Origin of the sequence: Novosphingobium sp. 1529 (genome assembly GCF_040544855.1) — a bacterium.
Lineage (GTDB): Bacteria > Pseudomonadota > Alphaproteobacteria > Sphingomonadales > Sphingomonadaceae > Novosphingobium > Novosphingobium capsulatum.
Genome location: NZ_JBEPKW010000015.1, coordinates 1 through 17861, shown reverse-complemented (window position 1 = coordinate 17861; position 17861 = coordinate 1). Strand labels below are relative to the sequence as shown.

Annotated in this window: 17 protein-coding genes and 2 tRNA genes; 11 read left to right on the top strand and 8 right to left on the bottom strand. The window is 65.7% G+C overall.

Annotation, left to right across the window (positions count from 1 at the left end):
• Positions 1 to 65: 65 nt before the first annotated feature.
• Positions 66 to 950: a succinate--CoA ligase subunit alpha gene (sucD, locus tag ABIC78_RS19600; protein ID WP_169050054.1), complete on the bottom strand. Its 885-nt coding sequence runs from the start codon at positions 948 to 950 to the stop codon at positions 66 to 68.
• A 3-nt stretch (positions 951 to 953) separates the two neighbouring features.
• Positions 954 to 2153: an ADP-forming succinate--CoA ligase subunit beta gene (sucC, locus tag ABIC78_RS19595; RefSeq protein ID WP_022675717.1), complete on the bottom strand. Its 1200-nt coding sequence runs from the start codon at positions 2151 to 2153 to the stop codon at positions 954 to 956.
• Positions 2154 to 2359: 206 nt separating this feature from the next.
• On the opposite strand from sucC, the gene ABIC78_RS19590 reads away from it, so the two are divergent.
• Complete coding sequence (locus tag ABIC78_RS19590) at positions 2360 to 3142, top strand: inositol monophosphatase family protein (protein WP_054132606.1); 783 nt, start codon at positions 2360 to 2362, stop codon at positions 3140 to 3142.
• A 7-nt stretch (positions 3143 to 3149) separates the two neighbouring features.
• Here ABIC78_RS19590 and ABIC78_RS19585 read toward each other — a convergent pair whose 3' ends face one another.
• Both ABIC78_RS19585 and ABIC78_RS19580 read right to left on the bottom strand, forming a co-directional pair.
• Positions 3150 to 4160 carry an aldo/keto reductase gene (locus tag ABIC78_RS19585; protein ID WP_107718718.1) on the bottom strand — a complete coding sequence of 337 codons (1011 nt, stop codon included), beginning with the start codon at positions 4158 to 4160 and terminating at the stop codon, positions 3150 to 3152.
• A 133-nt stretch (positions 4161 to 4293) separates the two neighbouring features.
• Positions 4294 to 4983, bottom strand: a complete 690-nt coding sequence (locus ABIC78_RS19580) for a YiaD family glycine zipper/OmpA-like lipoprotein (RefSeq protein ID WP_022675720.1) — start codon at positions 4981 to 4983, stop codon at positions 4294 to 4296.
• A 183-nt stretch (positions 4984 to 5166) separates the two neighbouring features.
• Here ABIC78_RS19580 and ABIC78_RS19575 point away from each other — a divergent pair, with 183 nt between their 5' ends.
• A complete protein-coding gene (locus ABIC78_RS19575; RefSeq protein WP_022675721.1) occupies positions 5167 to 6492 on the top strand; it encodes a hemolysin family protein in 1326 nt (441 codons plus the stop codon).
• A 191-nt stretch (positions 6493 to 6683) separates the two neighbouring features.
• Here ABIC78_RS19575 and ABIC78_RS19570 read toward each other — a convergent pair whose 3' ends face one another.
• Together ABIC78_RS19570 and ykgO are read right to left on the bottom strand one after the other, a co-directional pair.
• Positions 6684 to 7322, bottom strand: a complete 639-nt coding sequence (locus ABIC78_RS19570; RefSeq protein WP_354491493.1) for an HAD family hydrolase — start codon at positions 7320 to 7322, stop codon at positions 6684 to 6686.
• Positions 7323 to 7505: 183 nt separating this feature from the next.
• Entirely contained in the window at positions 7506 to 7631 is a 126-nt protein-coding gene (ykgO, locus tag ABIC78_RS19565) for a type B 50S ribosomal protein L36 (RefSeq protein ID WP_008069451.1), read from the bottom strand.
• Between the two features lie 222 nt (positions 7632 to 7853).
• Between ykgO and ABIC78_RS19560 the strand changes: the two genes are divergently transcribed.
• The 4 genes from ABIC78_RS19560 to ABIC78_RS19545 all read left to right on the top strand — a co-directional run bounded on the left by ABIC78_RS19560 (position 7854) and on the right by ABIC78_RS19545 (position 10786).
• The gene (locus ABIC78_RS19560; protein ID WP_354491490.1) at positions 7854 to 8666 is read left to right on the top strand and encodes a DUF4136 domain-containing protein; all 813 of its coding nucleotides are present in this window, start codon (positions 7854 to 7856) and stop codon (positions 8664 to 8666) included.
• Between the two features lie 109 nt (positions 8667 to 8775).
• Complete coding sequence (locus ABIC78_RS19555) at positions 8776 to 9366, top strand: DUF4136 domain-containing protein (protein WP_054132611.1); 591 nt, start codon at positions 8776 to 8778, stop codon at positions 9364 to 9366.
• Positions 9363 to 10523, top strand: coding sequence for a M14 family metallopeptidase (locus tag ABIC78_RS19550; protein WP_354491488.1), 1161 nt, complete (start codon positions 9363 to 9365; stop codon positions 10521 to 10523). The genes ABIC78_RS19555 and ABIC78_RS19550 overlap by 4 nt, the downstream gene beginning before the upstream one ends.
• Positions 10524 to 10606: 83 nt before the next feature.
• Positions 10607 to 10786, top strand: a complete 180-nt coding sequence (locus tag ABIC78_RS19545) for a hypothetical protein (protein WP_354491486.1) — start codon at positions 10607 to 10609, stop codon at positions 10784 to 10786.
• Positions 10787 to 10833: 47 nt separating this feature from the next.
• Here ABIC78_RS19545 and ABIC78_RS19540 read toward each other — a convergent pair whose 3' ends face one another.
• Positions 10834 to 12804 (bottom strand): putative bifunctional diguanylate cyclase/phosphodiesterase, encoded by a 1971-nt coding sequence (locus ABIC78_RS19540; RefSeq protein ID WP_354491484.1) that lies wholly within the window; start codon positions 12802 to 12804, stop codon positions 10834 to 10836.
• Between the two features lie 217 nt (positions 12805 to 13021).
• Positions 13022 to 13095: transfer RNA gene (locus ABIC78_RS19535), tRNA-Gln, on the bottom strand.
• Between the two features lie 532 nt (positions 13096 to 13627).
• On the opposite strand from ABIC78_RS19535, the gene ABIC78_RS19530 reads away from it, so the two are divergent.
• From ABIC78_RS19530 to ABIC78_RS19510, 5 genes are all read left to right on the top strand, one after another.
• Entirely contained in the window at positions 13628 to 14788 is a 1161-nt protein-coding gene (locus tag ABIC78_RS19530; RefSeq protein ID WP_082350255.1) for a Ppx/GppA phosphatase family protein, read from the top strand.
• Positions 14785 to 15495, top strand: a complete 711-nt coding sequence (locus ABIC78_RS19525) for an RlmE family RNA methyltransferase (protein WP_054132614.1) — start codon at positions 14785 to 14787, stop codon at positions 15493 to 15495. The genes ABIC78_RS19530 and ABIC78_RS19525 overlap by 4 nt, the downstream gene beginning before the upstream one ends.
• Positions 15496 to 15620: 125 nt before the next feature.
• A tRNA-Cys gene (locus ABIC78_RS19520) sits at positions 15621 to 15694 on the top strand.
• 163 nt (positions 15695 to 15857) lie between these two features.
• Positions 15858 to 17108 carry a tyrosine-type recombinase/integrase gene (locus ABIC78_RS19515; protein ID WP_354491481.1) on the top strand — a complete coding sequence of 417 codons (1251 nt, stop codon included), beginning with the start codon at positions 15858 to 15860 and terminating at the stop codon, positions 17106 to 17108.
• A gap of 365 nt (positions 17109 to 17473) precedes the next feature.
• Positions 17474 to 17782 carry a hypothetical protein gene (locus ABIC78_RS19510; protein WP_354491479.1) on the top strand — a complete coding sequence of 103 codons (309 nt, stop codon included), beginning with the start codon at positions 17474 to 17476 and terminating at the stop codon, positions 17780 to 17782.
• Positions 17783 to 17861 lie beyond the last annotated feature (79 nt).

Below are 17861 nucleotides of genomic sequence, written 5' to 3'. Positions count from 1 at the left end.
GGTCACCCAACAAAAAAGGCCGGAAGGTTTCCCTTCCGGCCCTTTTTTGTCAGCGGTTTGGCTGATCAGCCCTTGAGCACTTCGGCCAGGGTTTCGCCCAGCAGGCTCGGCGAGGGGGAGACGCGGATGCCCGCGGCTTCCATCGCGGCGATCTTGCTTTCCGCATCGCCCTTGCCGCCCGAGACGATCGCCCCGGCGTGGCCCATGCGGCGGCCCGGAGGAGCCGAGCGACCGGCGATGAAGCCGGCCATCGGCTTCTTGCGGCCACGCTTGGCTTCGTCGATCAGGAACTGCGCGGCCTGTTCTTCCGCGTCGCCACCGATTTCACCGATCATGATGATCGACTTGGTTTCTTCGTCGGCCAGGAACAGTTCCAGCACGTCGATGAAGTTGGTGCCGTTGACCGGGTCGCCGCCGATGCCGACGGCCGTGGTCTGGCCCAGGCCGATGTTCGAGGTCTGGAACACGGCTTCATAGGTGAGCGTGCCCGAGCGCGAGACCACGCCGACCGAGCCCTTCTTGAAGATCGAACCGGGCATGATGCCGATCTTGCATTCGTTGGGCGTGAGCACGCCGGGGCAGTTCGGGCCGATCAGGCGCGACTTGCTGCCGGCGAGCGCGCGCTTGACGCGAACCATGTCGAGCACCGGGATGCCTTCGGTGATCGCCACGATCAGTTCCATTTCCGCGTCGATCGCTTCCAGGATCGAATCGGCAGCAAATGGCGGCGGCACGTAGATGCACGATGCGGTCGCGCCGGTGGCGTGCTTGGCTTCGGCCACGGTGTTGAAGTTGGGCAGCCCGATGTGGGAGGTGCCGCCCTTGCCCGGCGTCACGCCGCCGACCATCTGCGTGCCATAGGCCAGGGCCTGTTCCGTGTGGAACGTGCCGGTGGCACCGGTCATGCCCTGGGTGATGACCTTGGTGTTCTTGTTGACCAGAATGCTCATGGATCAGGCGACCTTCTGCACTTCGGCGACGATCTTCTTGGCAGCATCACCAAGGTCGTTGGCCGGAACGATGGGGAGACCGGAGTTGGCGAGGATGTCCTTGCCCGCTTGCACGTTGGTGCCTTCGAGGCGCACGACGAGCGGAACCTGCAGGTTCACTTCCTTGGCCGCGGCAACGATGCCTTCGGCGATGATGTCGCACTTCATGATGCCGCCGAAGATGTTGACGAGAATGCCCTTCACCGCCGGGTCCGACAGGATCAGCTTGAACGCGGCCGTCACCTTTTCCTTGTTGGCGCCACCGCCCACGTCGAGGAAGTTGGCCGGGAACATGCCGTTGAGCTTGATGATGTCCATCGTCGCCATGGCCAGGCCCGCGCCGTTGACCATGCAGCCGATGTCGCCATCGAGCTTGATGTAGGCCAGGTCATACTTGCTGGCTTCGATTTCGGCGGGGTCTTCCTCGGTTTCGTCCCGCAGCGCAACAACGTCGGGGTGACGATAGAGCGCGTTCGAGTCGAAGCTCATCTTGGTGTCGAGGACGAGCAGCTTGCCGTCCTTGGTTTCCACCAAGGGATTGATTTCGAGCATGTCGCAATCGAGCGCGACGAACGCGGTGTAGAGCTGCTGCGCGATCTTGGCGGCCTGCTTGTTGAGGTCACCCGACAGGTTCAGCGCGAAGCCAACGGCGCGGCCGTGGTGGGGCATGAAGCCCTGGGCCGGATCGATGGTGATCGTGGTGATCTTTTCCGGAGTCGCGTGGGCGACTTCCTCGATGTCCATCCCGCCTTCGGTCGAGACGATCAGGGCAACGCGGCCAGTGGCACGGTCAACCACCAGCGAAAGGTAGTATTCCTTAGCGATATCAACGCCATCGGTCACGTAGAGGCGGTTGACCTGCTTGCCCGCTTCACCGGTCTGCACGGTGACGAGGGTGTTGCCGAGCATTTCCTGAGCGAAGCTTTCGACTTCCTCGATGCTCTTAGCGAGGCGCACGCCGCCCTTGGCGTCGGCCGGCAGTTCCTTGAACTTGCCCTTGCCGCGGCCGCCGGCGTGGATCTGCGCCTTGACGACATAGAGCGGCCCGGGCAGCTGCTTGGCCGCAGCCACCGCTTCTTCGACCGTGAGGGCGGCGATGCCGGCAGGAATGCCGACGCCGAACTTGGCGAGCAGTTCCTTGGCCTGATATTCGTGGACGTTCATGCAGGATCCCCGCTTACGTATGAGTGAAGGGAGGGCGTAGCGCCGTGTTTTCCGCGCTGCCATAAGCACAGGTTTTCGCAGTTGCAAAGACCTTCATTGCGCGATTAATCTGCGCACTGTCGGAATCGCTAGCTGGCAGTGGCGCCGGGCAGCGCTCTTGCCCCCTCTTGCCAATCGGGAATCGTACGCCCAAGGCTGGGCCAGGCATGATCGATCCCGTCACCCTTGCAACCATCGTCGAGGAAGCCGCCGCCAAGGCGCTGGCCCTGTGGCCGGGCCACGGCCATGCCCCCAGGATATGGGACAAGGGGCACAATGATCCGGTGTGCGAGGCCGATCTGGCGGTCGATTCCTTTCTGCACGACCAGCTTGGCGCCCTGCTGCCCGAGGCTGGATGGCTGTCGGAAGAATCTGCCGATGATCCTGCCCGGCTGGAGCGGGGGCTATGCTGGGTGGTCGATCCGGTGGATGGCACCCGCGATTTCGTGCGCGGCCGGCCGGGCTGGGCAGTCTCTGTCGCGCTGGTTGCGGCGGGGCGTCCGATCGCGGCCATCCTCGCCGCGCCGGCGCGTGACGAGGTGTGGCTGGCGATGGCCGGGCAGGGCGCCACGCGCAATGGCGTGCCGCTGGTTGCCAGCCAGCGCATGGCGCTGAGCGGCGCGCGCATGCCGATGGACCTGCGGCCGCCGACCGAGGTGGACCTGGTCATGGTCGACAAGCCGAACTCGATCGCGCTGCGCATGGCCATGGTCGCGGCGGCCGAGGCGGATCTGCTGGCAACCTGGCGCTGGGGCTATGAGTGGGACATTGCCGCTGCCGCGCTGATCGCGCAGGAAGCCGGCGCCCTGGTGACCGACGCGCATGGCGCGGACCTCTTGTTCAACAAGCCCGATCCGCGCGCGTTCGGCGTGCTGGTCAGCGCACCGGCGATCCACGAAGCCGCCCGCGCGCTGGTTTCTCCCGCCACGTCCAAGGCCCTGCGCGGCTAGGCCGGGATCAGGCCTCGGCAAAATCCTCGGTGTCGATCGTGGCGCGGATCGTTTGGGCATAGCGGTGGCCGGCGACGGTCTGCTGGTTGATCAGCGCGTCGATCTCTGCCGTGACGGCGGCGGGGATCTGCCAGTCCCAGCGCGCGATGTTTTCCTCGAGGTGGGCGATCTTGCCGGTGCCGGGAATCGCCACGATGTGATCGCCCTTGCCCAGCACCCAGGCCAGCGAGAGCTGCGCCGGGGTGACGCCCTCACGCGCGGCGATGGCGTTGAAGGCATCGACCAGCGCCAGGTTATGCACCCAGTTCTCGCCGACAAAGCGCGGCATGGCCTTGCGGATGTCGCCGTCTTCCAGGGCCTGCGGATCGCGCACGCCATTGGCCAGCACGCCGCGCGCAACCGGGGAAAACGCCACGAACGTGGTGCCCACCTCGCGGCAGGCGTCGAGCACGGCAATTTCGGCCTGACGCGTCCACGGCGAATATTCGGTCTGCATCGCGGCAATGGGATGGACGGCGGCCGCGCGGCGCAGCGTATCGGCCGACATTTCCGAAAGGCCGATCGCGCCGATCTTCCCTTCCTTGATCAGGTCGGCCATCGCGCCCACCGAATCCTCGATCGGCACGGTGAAATCGCGGCGGTGCATGTAATAGAGATCGATGTGATCGGTCTGCAGCAGGGTCAGCGACTTTTCCAGCTCGGCGCGGATCGTGTTTGGGTGGCAATCGACCCCGCGCTTTTCGCCGCTGGCGAAGATGCCCATCTTGCTGGCAAGGAACACCTTGTCGCGCTTGCCCTTGAGCGCTTGGCCCACCAGCGTTTCGTTGTGCCCCTGCCCATAGAGGCGCGCGGTATCGAAGTGATCATAGCCCACGTCGATCGCGCGGTGCAGCAAGGCAATACCGTCGGCGTCGGTCGGCCGCTCGCCATAGGCCCAGCTCAGCGACATGCAGCCCAGCCCGATCGGGTTCATGGCTTTGCCGGCCAGCGTGCGGAAGCGGTGCGAAGCGGTGGACATTGCGGTATCTCCTTGTTGGCGCGGGGAATGCCAGCCGATGGTGCGCTGCGTCAACCGGCATGAGGGGCAAACGAAAAGGGGCGCCATCCGGTCTGGATGGCGCCCCCTTTACAAGGGCCAAGGCCGTTGCGGCTTACTGGCCGCGGGCGCGGGCCACGTCGTCCTGCGTCACCGGCACAATCTTGATTTCCACGCGGCGGTTGGCGGCGCGGCCTTCCTCGGTGGCGTTGGAGGCGACCGGGCGGGTCTTGCCAAAGCCCTGTGCGCGGATACGGGCCGGGGCCACGCCACGCGACGACAGGTAATCAGCCACGGCCTGCGCACGGTTCTGCGACAGGGTCATGTTGTAGGCATCCGACCCGGTCGAATCGGTGTGGCCATAGACGTCGATCAGCGAGTTGGGATACTGCACCAGCGACTGGGCGACGCGGTCGAGCGTGTCGCGGAACGCGGGCTTGATCATCGTGCTGTCGGTGTCGAACGTCACGCCGTTGGGGAGGTTGACGAGGATCGCCTGGCCATTGTCGGTCGGCGTCACGTCGACGCCCGAGCCGGCGGTCTGTTCGCGCAGCTGCTTGATCTGCTTGTCCATGGTGTAACCCACGGCCGCGCCGGCGATGCCGCCGATGCCCGCGCCAACGATGCGGCCGGTGCCACCACCGATCAGGCCGCCGAGCAGCAGGCCACCCAGGGCGCCGGCGCCAGCACCGATCGCGGTGCGCGACACCTTCTGCTGGCCGGTGTTGGGATCGGTGACGCAGGCCGACAGGCTGACCAGCGACACGGCGCACATGCTGGAGACAAGCACCCGACTGAATTTCATGACAAATACCCCTTCTTTCATCCTCGGCCCGGCAATTGTGCCCGCCAGGCCTCCCGACATGATCGGTAATTCGGACAAGCCCAATACACCAGCGCCGCCTGAATGGTTCCCGAATGCTGGCGGCAACCGCAGCCACACCGGAGGGACTTCGCGGCGCGGCGCAAATCTGCTAGGGGCCGTCTCGTGACCTCTTTTCCGTGGCCAGACGCCCTCGTGATCCTGGGCCTTGTCGTGCTCAACGGCCTGTTTTCCATGTCGGAACTGGCCATTGTCTCGGCACGGCCAGCCCGCCTCAAGGTTCTGGCCGAAGGCGGCAGTGGCGGCGCGAAAGTGGCGTTGGAATTGGCTGCCGATCCCGGAAAATTTTTGTCGACCGTGCAGATCGGGATCACCCTGGTGGGCATTGTCGCCGGTGCTTATTCCGGATCGAGCCTGGGCGGCCCGGTGGGAGAGCGGCTGGCCGCGCTGGGCGTGCCGGCGGCCTATGCCGCCGAGGCCGGCTTTGCCCTGGTCATTGCGGTGACCACCTACCTCAGCCTGGTGGTGGGCGAACTGGTGCCCAAGCAGCTGGCACTGAACGCGGCAGAGCCGATCGCCGTAGTCGCGGCCCGGCCGATGGTGGTGATGTCGCGCGTGACGGCGCCGTTCGTCTGGACGCTCAACCGCTCATCGGGCCTGATCCTGCGCCTGTTGGGCCTGGCCAAGGGCGGCGAACAGGAAGTGACGGCCGAGGAACTCCAGATGATCTTCGCCGAAGCTACCCGTTCTGGCGTGATCGAGGAGGAGGAGCGCGCGCTGATGGCCAGCGTGATGCGCCTGGCCGACCGCCCGGTGCGCGAGGTGATGACGCCGCGCATCGAACTGCACTGGATCGAGCAGGACGCGCAGCCGGCCAACCTGGACGAGGCCATCGAAGACAGCCCGCATTCGCTGCTGCTGGTCGCCGATGGTTCGGTCGATCGCATTGTCGGCGTGGTCAAGGTGCGCGACATCCTGGCGGCGCGGCTGCGCGGGGTGGAGCCGGCGCTGGCCAGCCTGATGAAAAAGCCAGCGATCGTGCCCGATCGGCTCGATACCATGGACGCGCTGCGGGTGATCCAGCAGGCCGAAGTGGCCATGGCCCTGGTCCATGATGAATATGGCCATCTCGAAGGCATCGTCACCCCGGCCGATCTGCTTGCCGCGATTGCCGGCAATTTCGTAGCCCATGGCGATGAAGGCGATGCGCCGATGATCGTGGAGCGCGAGGATGGCTCGCTGCTGATCGCCGGCGCCTTGCCGGCCGATGCCATGGCCGATCGGCTGGGCATCGATCTGCCCGAAGACCGCGACTATGCCACGGCAGCAGGATTTGCCCTGTCGGTGCTACGCAAGCTGCCCACCGAGGGCGAGCATTTTGCCGAGCAAGGCTGGCGCTTCGAAGTGGTCGACATGGATGGCCGCAAGATCGACAAGCTGCTGATCCAGCGCGCCAAGGCGGCCACCCCGCCGGTGGAACTCGACGGGTAAGGGCAAGGCATTGGCTGGCCGAACCGCCGCGTGGCAGGTTTGGGTTGTTTCGCCTTTCCAGCGTCACCCCGGCCTTCGAGCCGGGGTCCCGCTTTTTACCTTAACCGTATGTGCTTGGCGCAAAGAAAGCGGGACCCCGGATCATGTCCGGGGTGACGAAGGTCCACACGTCAAGGATTTGCAGGTACGGCCTAGAGCAGGCCGTGGGCCAGGAGATCGGCTTCCAGGGCATCGGCACCTTGCGCAAAGTGGTGCGTGTGCCAGCCCAGCGCGCGGGCCGTGGCAATGTTGGCGGCGTTATCGTCGATGAACAGCATGGTTTCGGGGGGCTGGCCGAATCGGCGTGCAGCCAGTTCGAAAATCGCCGGATCGGGCTTGATCAGCCGTTCCGCGCCCGACACCACGATATCGCGGCAGTGATCGAGGATGGGGAAGGTCGGGCGGAATAGTGCCCAGGCGTCTACACCGAAATTGGTGATCGCATATTGCGGCACGCCGCGCGCGGCCAGGCGGCGCACCAGATCGTGCGTGCCGGCCACGGGGCCGGGGATGCTGTCCAGCCAGTGACTGGCATAGCGGGCGATCAGCGTGGCATGCTGGGGAAATTCGGCACTGCGCGCCGCCACCATGGTGGACCAGGGCACGCCGGCATCGTGCTGCCCGTGCCATTCCTCGCTCACCACCTCGGCCACGAATCGGGCGCGTTCGGCCGGATCGGGAATGGCATCGCGATAGAGCAAGGCCAGATCCCACTCCACCAGCACGCGGCCCACGTCCCATACCACGATGGTCGGCCGGCTGATGACAGACTGATTCGGGGCATGCGGCATCGCGCGGTTATCCGTGGGGAGGGGGCAGACAGACAGGGGCACAGGCGGGCGGCGGGCACAAACGAAACCAGCCCGCTTCCCGGACCGGGGCCGCAAGCAAGGCGGTTACCGGGCCGGGAAGCGGGCTGGCATCAGCGTTCCGTCGTGCCGGCGAGCGGCACAACGTTCACGCACGCCGGGCGATTAGCCCTGGCGCGCCTTGAAACGACGCTGGGTCTTGTTGATCACGTAGGTCCGGCCACGGCGGCGAATCACGCGGTTGTCCCGGTGACGGTCCTTGAGCGACTTCAGGCTGTTGCGAATCTTCATGGCTATTCCCTTTGCCCGAATCCGACCCGGGCGCGAAACTGAAGGTGCGCCGTTAGTGGCCCCCCTGTGGAAAGTCAACCGTGGCATGGCAGATCGCGGTTGTGGGGATAAACCGGTCCGGGCATGGAGGGTTTCGCGCGCCGATGCGTTAAATCATATGGTTCAGCCGCGCGACAGCCGTTTTTCGGCACAGCTGCGGCCCTGTCGATGGGATTTCCTGCCATGCTCCGCCTTTCGCGCGCGCTCTTGCCGTTGTCTGCCACCGCCACGCTGGCGCCGATCCTGCTCGCCGTGGCGCCGGCCCCTGCGCAAGCGCAAGGCTGGGGCGGCTGGGGTGGTGGCTATGGCCCCGGTTGGGGCGGGTATGGCGGCTTTGACGGCCCGCGCCGGGGACCCACGGCGGCCGAACCGTCGAGCCGCATCGACGTGACATCCTATCGCAGTGCTGATGCGCTGGCGCTGCTGGGCAAGGGCAGGATCGTGGTAGCTGGCGTCGATGCTCCGGCCGACGCGCTGGAACAGGGCGCCGACGAGCCGACGCCCGACAAGCTGCCGGTTTACGAGGCCGCAGTGGTCGATTCGCTTGTGGGGCATGGCTATGACACCCAGACGGTGAGTGATGCCGGGCAGATCGCGCAAGTGGCGGTCAGCCACCAGGTGGTTGTGCCCGAAGAGCAGAAGCATTCCCCGGTCAGCGGCGCGATGAGCACGACGGTGAGCAACTACGGTTCCGCCGTGTCGCTGGGGGTGGCTCTCGACTTTACCAAGCCGGCCAAGGCGATCGTGGCTACGCGCATGGACGTGCGCATCCGCGACAAGGCCAGCGGCCGCGTGCTGTGGGAAGGCCATGCCGAAGGGATGGCGCGCGAAGGCGAGGGCGGGCTGGACGACGGCAAGATGGCCGCACGCCTGGCCAAGGCGCTGTTTGCCCGCTTCCCCGAAGGCCAGGTGGTGGTGGCCGATGCCGCCGCGCCCGGTAATGGCTCGGCGGGTCTGGCGCCGGCTGGCGCTGCCCCGGCCGAGGGCACCCCCTGATCTGCACCACGATCTGCCCTGGCCGCTCTTGAGCAGGCCCGGTGCCATGCCTATCTCTCAAGCGGAACGATCCGCACCGAGTGGGCGCCTGAGGAAGGATGCAAAGGGTATGCGCAGGCTGGCTTTTGTGATGCTGATGGCCGCACCGCTGCCTGCCCTGGCAGCGCCTGTGCAGGTCACCCGCTTTACCACGCCCGAGATTACCGCCCGCCAAGGCCATGATGCCGTGACCGTGGTATCGGTTGGCGGTGGGCCGACGGCCGATCCGCAAAGCCTCGCTGACCAGCCCTGGCTGATGGCCGTGCAACGCGAAGTGGCGGGCCTGGGCTTTGGTGCGGCAACGCCCGGCGCTGCCGATATCGTGGCCGAAGTGCAGGTTTCGCGCGAGGCGCAGGTGCGTGGCGGCGGCAATGGCCCGGTCAGCCTGGGGCTGGGTGGCTCTACCGGCGGCTGGCACAGCGGGGTTGGCCTGGGGCTGGGGTTCAACATCGGCGGCGGCCCGCGCCGCGTCGATGCGACGTTCCTGCGCGTGGTGCTGCGCGATCGCGTCAGTGGCCAGCCGCTATGGGAAGGGCGCGCCGAAAACGCCGAAAAGACCGGCTCTGCCGCTGCATCGGCCGATGTTTTGGCGCCGCGCATGGCCCATGCGCTGTTTGTGGGCTTTCCCGGCAAGTCGGGTGACACTATCTCGGTCAAATGACGCAAGAAAATTCAGCCTCCGCCCCGATTCTAGTCAACGCCGCGTTCGATGCCGGCAATATCGAGGTGCTGGCCGTCGATGGCGCCCGCGCCACACTGGCCATCCGCCGCGACAACCAGTCCGAATTTGCCCAGTGGTTTTATTTCCGCGTCAGCGGCGTGGCCGGGCGCGAGCTGGACCTGGCGATTACCGGGCTCAACACCTCGGCCTATCCCGATGGCTGGCCCGGCTATTCCGCCTGCGTTTCCGAAGACCGCCAGGAATGGACGCGCGCGGCATCCGATTTCGACCGTGGCCGCGATGGCGGCACCCTGCATATCCGCCATCGCCCGGTGTGCGACCAGGTGTGGTTCGCCTATTTCGCGCCCTATTCGCTCGAGCGCCACAACGATCTGGTGAGCGAGGCTGCCGCCAGCCCGGGCGTGTCGCACCAGGTGCTGGGCCTGTCGCTCGACGGGCGGGCGATCGATTGCCTGACGCTGGGCACCGGCCCACGTCAGGTGTGGCTCTATGCCCGGCAGCATCCGGGCGAAACCATGGCGGAATGGTGGATGGAAGGGGCGCTGGAAATGCTCACCGATCCGGCCGACCCGCATGGCCGCGCGCTGCGCCAGGCCTGCACGTTCCACATCGTGCCCAATTGCAACCCCGATGGCAGCGCGCGCGGCCACCTGCGCACCAATGCCGTCGGCGTCAACCTCAACCGCGAATGGCACGAGCCGACCGCCGAGCGCGCGCCGGAAGTCCTGGCGATTCGCAACGCGATGGACGCCACCGGGGTGGACTTTGCCATGGACGTGCATGGTGACGAGGCGATCCCGGCGGTGTTCCTGGCCGGTTTCGAAGGCATCCCTGGCCTCACGCCGGAGCAACTGGCTGGCTATCGGCGCTATCGCGCGATTCTCGATCGGCGCAGTCCCGATTTCCAGGTGCGCCGTGGCTATCCCGAAGCCCGGCCGGGGCAGGGCAACCTGGCGATGTCCACCAACCAGGTGGCGCAGCGGTTTGGCTGCGTGGCGATGACGCTGGAAATGCCGTTCAAGGACAATGCCGATCTGCCCGATCCGGTCTATGGCTGGAGCGCGGAACGCAGCAAGCTGCTGGCCCGCGAATGCCTGGCTTCGCTGTGGGAATGGCTGCAACCGCAAGAGGGTTAAGCGCGGATTCGTGCCTTCGGTTGGAGGGCGGGCAAGCCCGCCCTCTTTACGGCGCGTTAATTCCTTTGGCGCCATGACAGGGCATGGACCGCATCCTGCCCCTTTCCGCCCCCATGCGCCACGTTGGGCCCCTGGCCAGCCGCATGCTGCACGGCCGGGGAATCGCCACGTTGCCGGGCCGCGCCGGGCACGTGCTGGCCAGCCTGCCGGTCCTGGCCTGCGCCGCCGCGCTGATCTGCGCCGGCCGCGCGCTGCCGTTCTGAAGCAGACTTCCCCGCATTATTGCTGAGCACCGGGACGGCGCTGCCGCTCAGGCTGCGCCGCGCTGGCGTTGGCGTGCGCCCCAGGGGCGCTGCCGTTCCCATTCCGTGCAAAGCGCAAGCAGCGCATCGAGCGTCAGCGGCTTGCTGAACAGATAGCCCTGTGCGTGCTTGCAGCCGGCCTCCTGCAGCATGCGCCACTGGCTGGGCGTTTCCACGCCTTCGGCCACGCAACTCAGCCCAATGGTGTGGCAGAAGGTGATCACGGCGCGCGCGATGGTATCGCCATCGGTCCCGTCGAGCCCGGCGACGAAGCTGCGATCGATCTTGACCTTGTCGAGCGGCAGGCGCTGGACATAGCCGAGGCTGGAATAGCCGGTGCCGAAATCATCGAGTGCCACGTGGACGCCGATGTCGCGAAAGGCCTGCAAGGCCTGGGCCGCGGTTTCGGCATTGGCCATGACCGCGGTTTCGGTCACTTCCAGCCAGATGCGGCCCGGATCGATCCCGGTCCGCTCGATCTCGCGGCGGATGAAGGCGAGCGTGGTCGCCGAGGTCAGGTCGCAGGCGGAGATATTGAACGATACCGCGACATCGTCGGGCAGGTGCTGCGCGGCCTTGAGGCCCTTGCGGATCACCGCGCGGGTAATGCTGTGGATCGCGGTGGAGCGTTCGGCCACGGCAATGAAATCGGCGGCGGAAACCTCGCCCAGCACGGGGCTGGTCCAGCGCACCAGAACTTCCACCGCGCTCAGCCGGCCGCTTGCCAGTTCGATGATCGGCTGGAACACGATCGTCAGTTCGTCTTCCAGCGTGCTGCCCTGCAGCGCCACTTCGATCGCGCGATCGGCCCGCACGGCGGTTTCCAGCGCGGCGCTGAACACGCAGACGCCACCACCTTCGACATGCTTGGCATGATACAGCGCATAGTCGGCGCGATCGAACAGGTCGTCTGCCCCGGTGCCGGCCTGCGGGCAATGCGCCACGCCGAGCGATGCGCCGACATGGAGCACGATTTCCCCCACCTGCAATGGCGCGCGAATCTGCTGCAGCAAGCGCTCGCAGGTGCGCGTAAAGCCGGATACGTCCTGGTCGATCAGCCCGAATTCGTCACCACCCAGGCGATAGACCTGGGCCGATGGGCCGGCGGCATGGCGCAGGCGCGCGCCGATTTCTGCCAGCAGGCGATCGCCCACGTGATGGCCATAGGTATCGTTGATCGGCTTGAAGCGATCGAGATCGAGCACACCCACGGCAAACGGCATGCCGGCGTGGGTGGTGGTCCAGGCTTCGAGATCGGCATGGAAGCGGCGGCGGTTGGCCAGGCCGGTGAGCGCGTCGGTAAGGGCGAGGCGGCGGTTTTCCTCGTTCAGCCGCTGCAGTTCGGCGTGCTGTGCCGTCAGCAGCGTGCCGGCGCGGACCTGGCCTTCGAAATGGGCAAAGCTGTTGAACAGCACGCGCAGCAGCACGGCCAGGACCAGCGCCACGTTGATCCCGATCGTCACGAAGATCAGCTGCTGGCGCGCCAGGCACATGATGATGAACGCCGGCAGCACGGTGAGCGCCACCAGCAGCGCGGCCTGGGGCAGCACGATCAGGCAGAAGATGCAGCCGATCACCGTGGTGGAGATATAGAGCCCCACGTGCGCCTGCTCGAACGGGCCGCCATAGGGCGCCAGCGCCAGGGACCAGCCGACATAGGCAAGCGCCACCGGGCCGGATACGGCGGTGATCGCGCGCAACTGCCGCCGCGCCTGTTCCGCAGTGGGCACGCCCTTGCGGGCCTGGCGCAGCCAGTGGATCATGCGGAAGAAGGTGATGGCAAACAGCACGGCGGGCACGCTGATCGTCAGGACCGCCGGTGCCTGGTGGCGGTGGGTGATCGCCACGGCCAGCGAATTGATCAGCAGCAGGCCATAGAGCAGCGGCACCTGGCGTTGCAGGTTCACCGCCTGCGACACGGCCAGCGCGGGATCATCCCCGATTTCGGCGAACCAGCGAAATGGACGCGACGCGCGCAACAGCATTCTCCCCCAGTCGGTCGAATTCCTTCGCAAACCAGGATTATGCCTGCAAAAACATGAAAAGAATCATACCGCTCGGACGGTGATCCCCGCGCGGCACGTGGGCGCCTGCCACCACCGCAGCGGGCGTGGCGCAGGCCAATGGCGCGCAGACGCACCAAGGCAGCCGGCAATCATGCCAAGCCGAAAAGAATATTCTGCGATTTCAGGAAATTGGATGCCCCGCGAGGATTCGAACCTCGATTGACGGAGTCAGAGTCCGTAGTCTTACCTTTAGACGACGGGGCATCGGGAGGCGCCCCTCTAGTCGGGCCGTTTCAGAGCGTCAACCCGTTTTTTCGCCTCTGCATCAGGGTGCGATCGCGCCGGTTGATCGCGCCGGCGCCAGGGCTGGCGTGGCCTCGCCGGGGCGCTTGCCGGGGGCGAACCTTGCCGCGCGGGCGCCATGACGCTACGGTGACAGGCAAGTACCCGACCGGCACCGATGCCGGCGGGAAAACATAAGCGAATTTGTATCATGGCGGAATCCACTCCGCCGGCCAGGGGACGAGGGCCGCGATCCGGCGGAAGGAACAGGCAGCGAGGGCCGCGCAAGGCCGCACCCGCGCCCGATGCCGCCGGACAGCCGCCCGCCGCCACGCCGGCCGGCCATAGCGCAGCGCAAGGCGCCGCACCGACAAAGGGCAAGGCCAAGGGCAACGGCCGCGAGAGAGGCCGGGGTCGCACTGGGGCGCGCCGGGGCAGGCCGGCGCCGGCCGCCGTTGCCACGCCCCTTGCCGCATCCCCCGCTCCCGGCGCTGCAGCAGTGCCGCAATCCGGCATGGCACAGCCAGATCCTGTGGCGGCGCCATCGGCTGTCACCGCCGGGCGAGAGGTGCTGCCCGAAGCGCTGTTTGCCGCTGACGAGGCCGTGGGCCAGGGCGGGGCGCGCGCCTGGCACAAGCCGGTGCCGTTTCATCGCCAGGCCTATGCCGCGATCGATCTTGGCACCAACAATTGCCGCCTGCTGATCGCACGGCCGGCCGGTGGGCATTTCGTGGTGATCGATGCCTTCAGCCGCGTTGTGCGCCTGGGCGAAGGGCTGGCCCAGTCTGGCCGCCTGTCCGACGCGGCAATGGACCGCGCGCTGGCCGCGTTGCATGTCTGCGCGGAAAAGCTGCGCAAGCGCAATGTCCACCTGGCCCGCTCGGTCGCCACCGAAGCCTGCCGCCGCGCCAGCAACGGCGCCGAATTCATCGAGCGGGTGCACCGCGAAACCGGTATCCGCCTCAACATCATCACCGCGCAGGAAGAGGCGCGGCTGGCCGTGCTCGGCTGCCATATCCTGCTCGAACATGGCGATGGGCCGGCCATGATCTTTGACATCGGCGGCGGATCGACCGAGATGGTGCTGGTCGATCCGGCCGATCCGGTGCCGCGTATCCTCGATTGGCAAAGCGTGCCGTGGGGCGTGGTCTCGCTCACCGAAGGGGTGGGGCCGATCGCCGATAGCCCGGCCGCGCGCGCCGCCGCCTATGCCGACATGCGCGCACGCGTCGCCGATGGCTTTGCCCCGTTCATCGAGCGTATCGCGCCCACCCGCGCACACGCTTTGGCCGAAGGGGCGATTCGCCTGCTCGGCACCAGCGGCACGGTGACCACGCTGGCCAGCCTCCACCTGGGTCTGCCGCAATATGATCGGCGTGCGGTCGATGGGCTGATCGTGCCGACCACGGCGATGCGCGGCATCAGCCAGCGCCTGGCGCATCTCTCGCCGGCCGAGCGGATCGCTGTGCCGTGCATCGGGCGCGAGCGGTCTGATCTGGTGGTGGCGGGCTGCGCCATCCTGGAAACCATTTTCGATATCTGGCCGGCCGATCGGCTGGGCATTGCCGATCGCGGCATCCGCGAAGGCATCCTGCGCTCCCTCATGGCCACTGGCGGCGATGCCGTGCGCAGCCGCGAGGCGCTGCGCCAACTCAATAGTGGAGCAACCCCATGAGCCGTTCCGGCAAGGATCCGCACGAACGCCTGAAAACCGCCAAGAAGCGCACGGCGTCTTCGGCGCGCTGGCTCTCGCGCCAGATCAACGATCCCTACGTCAAGCAGGCCCGCGCCGAAGGCTGGCGCAGCCGCGCCGCGTTCAAGCTGATCGAGCTGGACGAGCGCTTTGCCCTGCTCAAGGGGCGGCAGCGCGTGGTCGACCTCGGCATCGCGCCGGGCGGCTGGAGCCAGGTGGTGCGCAAGAAGGCACCGGCCGCGCGCGTGGTCGGGATCGACCTGCTGCCGACCGAGCCGATCGATGGCGTGACCATCTTTGAGATGGACTTCATGGCCGATGAAGCCCCCGCCGCGCTGGAGGGCGCACTCGATGGCCCGCCCGATCTCGTGCTGTCGGACATGGCCGCCAATACCGTGGGCCACAAGCAGACCGACCACCTGCGCACCATGGGCCTGGTGGAAACGGCGGTGGATTTTGCCATCAACACCCTGGCCCCGGGCGGCGCCTTTGTCGCCAAGGTCTTTGCCGGGGGCACCGACGGCGACCTGCTCACCATCCTCAAGCGCAATTTCACCACGGTGAAGCACGCCAAGCCGCCGGCCAGCCGCAAGGACTCCTCGGAATGGTACGTGATCGCCCAAGGCTTCAAGGGCCGCGCCGCCACGAGCAACCCTGCGGATGATCCGTCGGGCGAACAGGACGCCTGATCCTGATGCGCGTGCATGGCCGGGGATAATCCCCGGTCGTGCAAAGAATCCCGTTGCGATGCGCGCCACTCTCGGCTAACCGCCCGTCTCCCACCCGCGGCCCCACCCGGCGCCGCGCGACGAGAGGCCCGATGGCGGAGTGGTGACGCACCGGACTGCAAATCCGTTTACGCCGGTTCGATTCCGGCTCGGGCCTCCATCGCAGCCTCCCAGAGCGTCTGAAGACGTCCTGTAAGCGGCTGTTTTTCGGCACTTTTATCTGCTATTATGGCTCCGTCGGTTGAGGGCCGTTTCATCAAATCTCACCCGTGTGATGGACGAGTTGATGGTAGGCCCCGATTTCAGGATGGGGACATACCATCATGTCGAGCGAAAAACGGCAGAAATCCGGGCTTACGGCGGCATGGGTGTCGCGTGCGAAGCCCAAGGATAAACCTTACAAGCTAAGCGATCGCGACGGCCTCTATCTGCTGGTTGAACCCAGCGGTGGCCGCGTCTGGCGCATGAACTACCGCATTCATGGCAGACAGAGAACCATAACTTTCGGTCGGTGGCCCGAACTGCTGCTCGGAGAGGCCAGGGAGCGATTGCTTGATGCGCGTCGGCTGCTTGCCAAGGGGATTGATCCCGTCGAACACGCCAAGCTCGAAAAGATCGCCAGATCGCTGGCGGCGACGCACACGTTCGAGGCGGTGGCCAAGGAATGGCTCGACAAGATAGCCGCCGAAGGCGCCGCGCCGATGACGGTGAAGAAAGCGCGTTGGCTCCTGGCGAAGCTTTACCCGGCGATTGGAAGGCGCCCGATCGGCGAAATCTCTGCGCATGAATTGCTGCTAGCACTCAAGAAGATCGAAGCCACCAAGCGCTACGACACCGCCAATCGGGCGCGGACAGCATCCAGCCAGGTTTTCAGATATGCCATCGCCACCGCACGGACTGAGCGCGATATCGCCTCGGATCTACGCGGTGCGCTGATCACGCCTAAGACCACCCATCGGGCCGCAATCACGACGCCTGTTGAAGCAGGGGCGCTGCTGCGCACCATCGACGATTATGACGGGCACCCCCTGACCCGAACGGCGTTGCGGATGCTTGCGCATGTCTTCGTTCGACCCGGCGAATTACGCTGGGCGGAGTGGTCCGAGTTTGATCTCGAAAAGCGCGTATGGACCATCCCAGGGCACAAGATGAAGATGCGTCGCCCTCATGCTGTGCCGCTCACCAGGCAGGTGCTGGCGATACTGGCGGAGATTGAGCACGACTCCGCTTATAGCCCTTTTCTGTTCCCCTCCTTGCGCGCCGTTGATCGACCCATGTCCGATAACACAATCAATGCAGCGCTCCGGCGGCTGGGCTATGGCAAGGAGGAAATGACCGGTCATGGCTTCCGCGCGTTGGCAGCCACGCTGCTCAACGAAATGGGCTGCTGGAATCCGGACGCCATCGAGCGACAGCTTGCTCACGCTGATGGAAACTCTATTCGCCGGGCCTATGCACGGGGCCAATATTGGGAGGAACGGGTGCGCATGATGCAGCACTGGTCCGATCATCTCGACCAACTACGCGATGGCGCCAAGATCCTGCGCCCTAAATTTGGGCACAGCGGATCGTAGAGCGTGGGCTGGCAGATTGGCAGCTGGAGGCGGCCATTGTCGACCATAACACTTCGTTCCGATCCGGTGCTGGAACGTCGGTCTACGCTAACACCGGCCATATTACGCGCTCGCCCTGTCGATCGCTGCCGCCAAGGATTCTGACGTTCCTTGGCCCGATTGATCTTGCCAAAAGCTGCCGATCGTACCCCTTCTATCGCAGGCCCTGATTATCACGCTCTGGGGATAACCCGAGCGGCAACTTTGGCGCACGATGACGTCGATTCCGGACGCTACACTACACTCAGTTGGATTTGCGATCCGATGCCACGATAGCATAGAATGAGATGTCATAGCCAAAACGACTCACCGGGGGGGGCGGTAGAATGAGCAATTGGGCCGAGCGGGCGTCTGCCGCTCTTCTTCCACATAGTATTGCGCCGACACTTGGGGTCGCTATTCGCGAGTGGTTCTATACGGGCAATTTTCTGGATCTCGAAACGAACGATGGTGTTTGCGAGCTTTGTGGACAGCAGGACCTTCGATATCATTTTGAGATCGAAAACCGACAGACCCAAGCAGATCTTTTGGTCGGGTCAGAGTGTATCAAGCGGTTTGATATTGGCGGCGTCGACGAGATGGGAAACCGTCTTGATGCAGCCACGACTGGGAAACTTGTTGACGTGCTCCCCTGATTGTTACCAGTCAGAGGTAGAGTCCGGCTCCTACATGATGGTTGGTTGAGGTGATGGCAACCTGTCTGGGGGCATGCTC

Excerpts from the sequence above, each read along its gene's own strand:
- sucD (WP_169050054.1), bottom strand. The coding sequence starts at position 950 with ATGAGCATTCTGGTCAACAAGAACACCAAGGTCATCACCCAGGGCATG.
- sucC (WP_022675717.1), bottom strand. The coding sequence starts at position 2,153 with ATGAACGTCCACGAATATCAGGCCAAGGAACTGCTCGCCAAGTTCGGC.
- ABIC78_RS19590 (WP_054132606.1), top strand. The coding sequence starts at position 2,360 with ATGATCGATCCCGTCACCCTTGCAACCATCGTCGAGGAAGCCGCCGCC.
- ABIC78_RS19585 (WP_107718718.1), bottom strand. The coding sequence starts at position 4,160 with ATGTCCACCGCTTCGCACCGCTTCCGCACGCTGGCCGGCAAAGCCATG.
- ABIC78_RS19580 (WP_022675720.1), bottom strand. The coding sequence starts at position 4,983 with ATGAAATTCAGTCGGGTGCTTGTCTCCAGCATGTGCGCCGTGTCGCTG.
- ABIC78_RS19570 (WP_354491493.1), bottom strand. The coding sequence starts at position 7,322 with ATGCCGCATGCCCCGAATCAGTCTGTCATCAGCCGGCCGACCATCGTG.
- ykgO (WP_008069451.1), bottom strand. The coding sequence starts at position 7,631 with ATGAAGATTCGCAACAGCCTGAAGTCGCTCAAGGACCGTCACCGGGAC.
- ABIC78_RS19560 (WP_354491490.1), top strand. The coding sequence starts at position 7,854 with ATGCTCCGCCTTTCGCGCGCGCTCTTGCCGTTGTCTGCCACCGCCACG.
- ABIC78_RS19555 (WP_054132611.1), top strand. The coding sequence starts at position 8,776 with ATGCGCAGGCTGGCTTTTGTGATGCTGATGGCCGCACCGCTGCCTGCC.
- ABIC78_RS19550 (WP_354491488.1), top strand. The coding sequence starts at position 9,363 with ATGACGCAAGAAAATTCAGCCTCCGCCCCGATTCTAGTCAACGCCGCG.
- ABIC78_RS19545 (WP_354491486.1), top strand. The coding sequence starts at position 10,607 with ATGGACCGCATCCTGCCCCTTTCCGCCCCCATGCGCCACGTTGGGCCC.
- ABIC78_RS19530 (WP_082350255.1), top strand. The coding sequence starts at position 13,628 with ATGGCACAGCCAGATCCTGTGGCGGCGCCATCGGCTGTCACCGCCGGG.
- ABIC78_RS19525 (WP_054132614.1), top strand. The coding sequence starts at position 14,785 with ATGAGCCGTTCCGGCAAGGATCCGCACGAACGCCTGAAAACCGCCAAG.
- ABIC78_RS19515 (WP_354491481.1), top strand. The coding sequence starts at position 15,858 with ATGTCGAGCGAAAAACGGCAGAAATCCGGGCTTACGGCGGCATGGGTG.
- ABIC78_RS19510 (WP_354491479.1), top strand. The coding sequence starts at position 17,474 with ATGAGCAATTGGGCCGAGCGGGCGTCTGCCGCTCTTCTTCCACATAGT.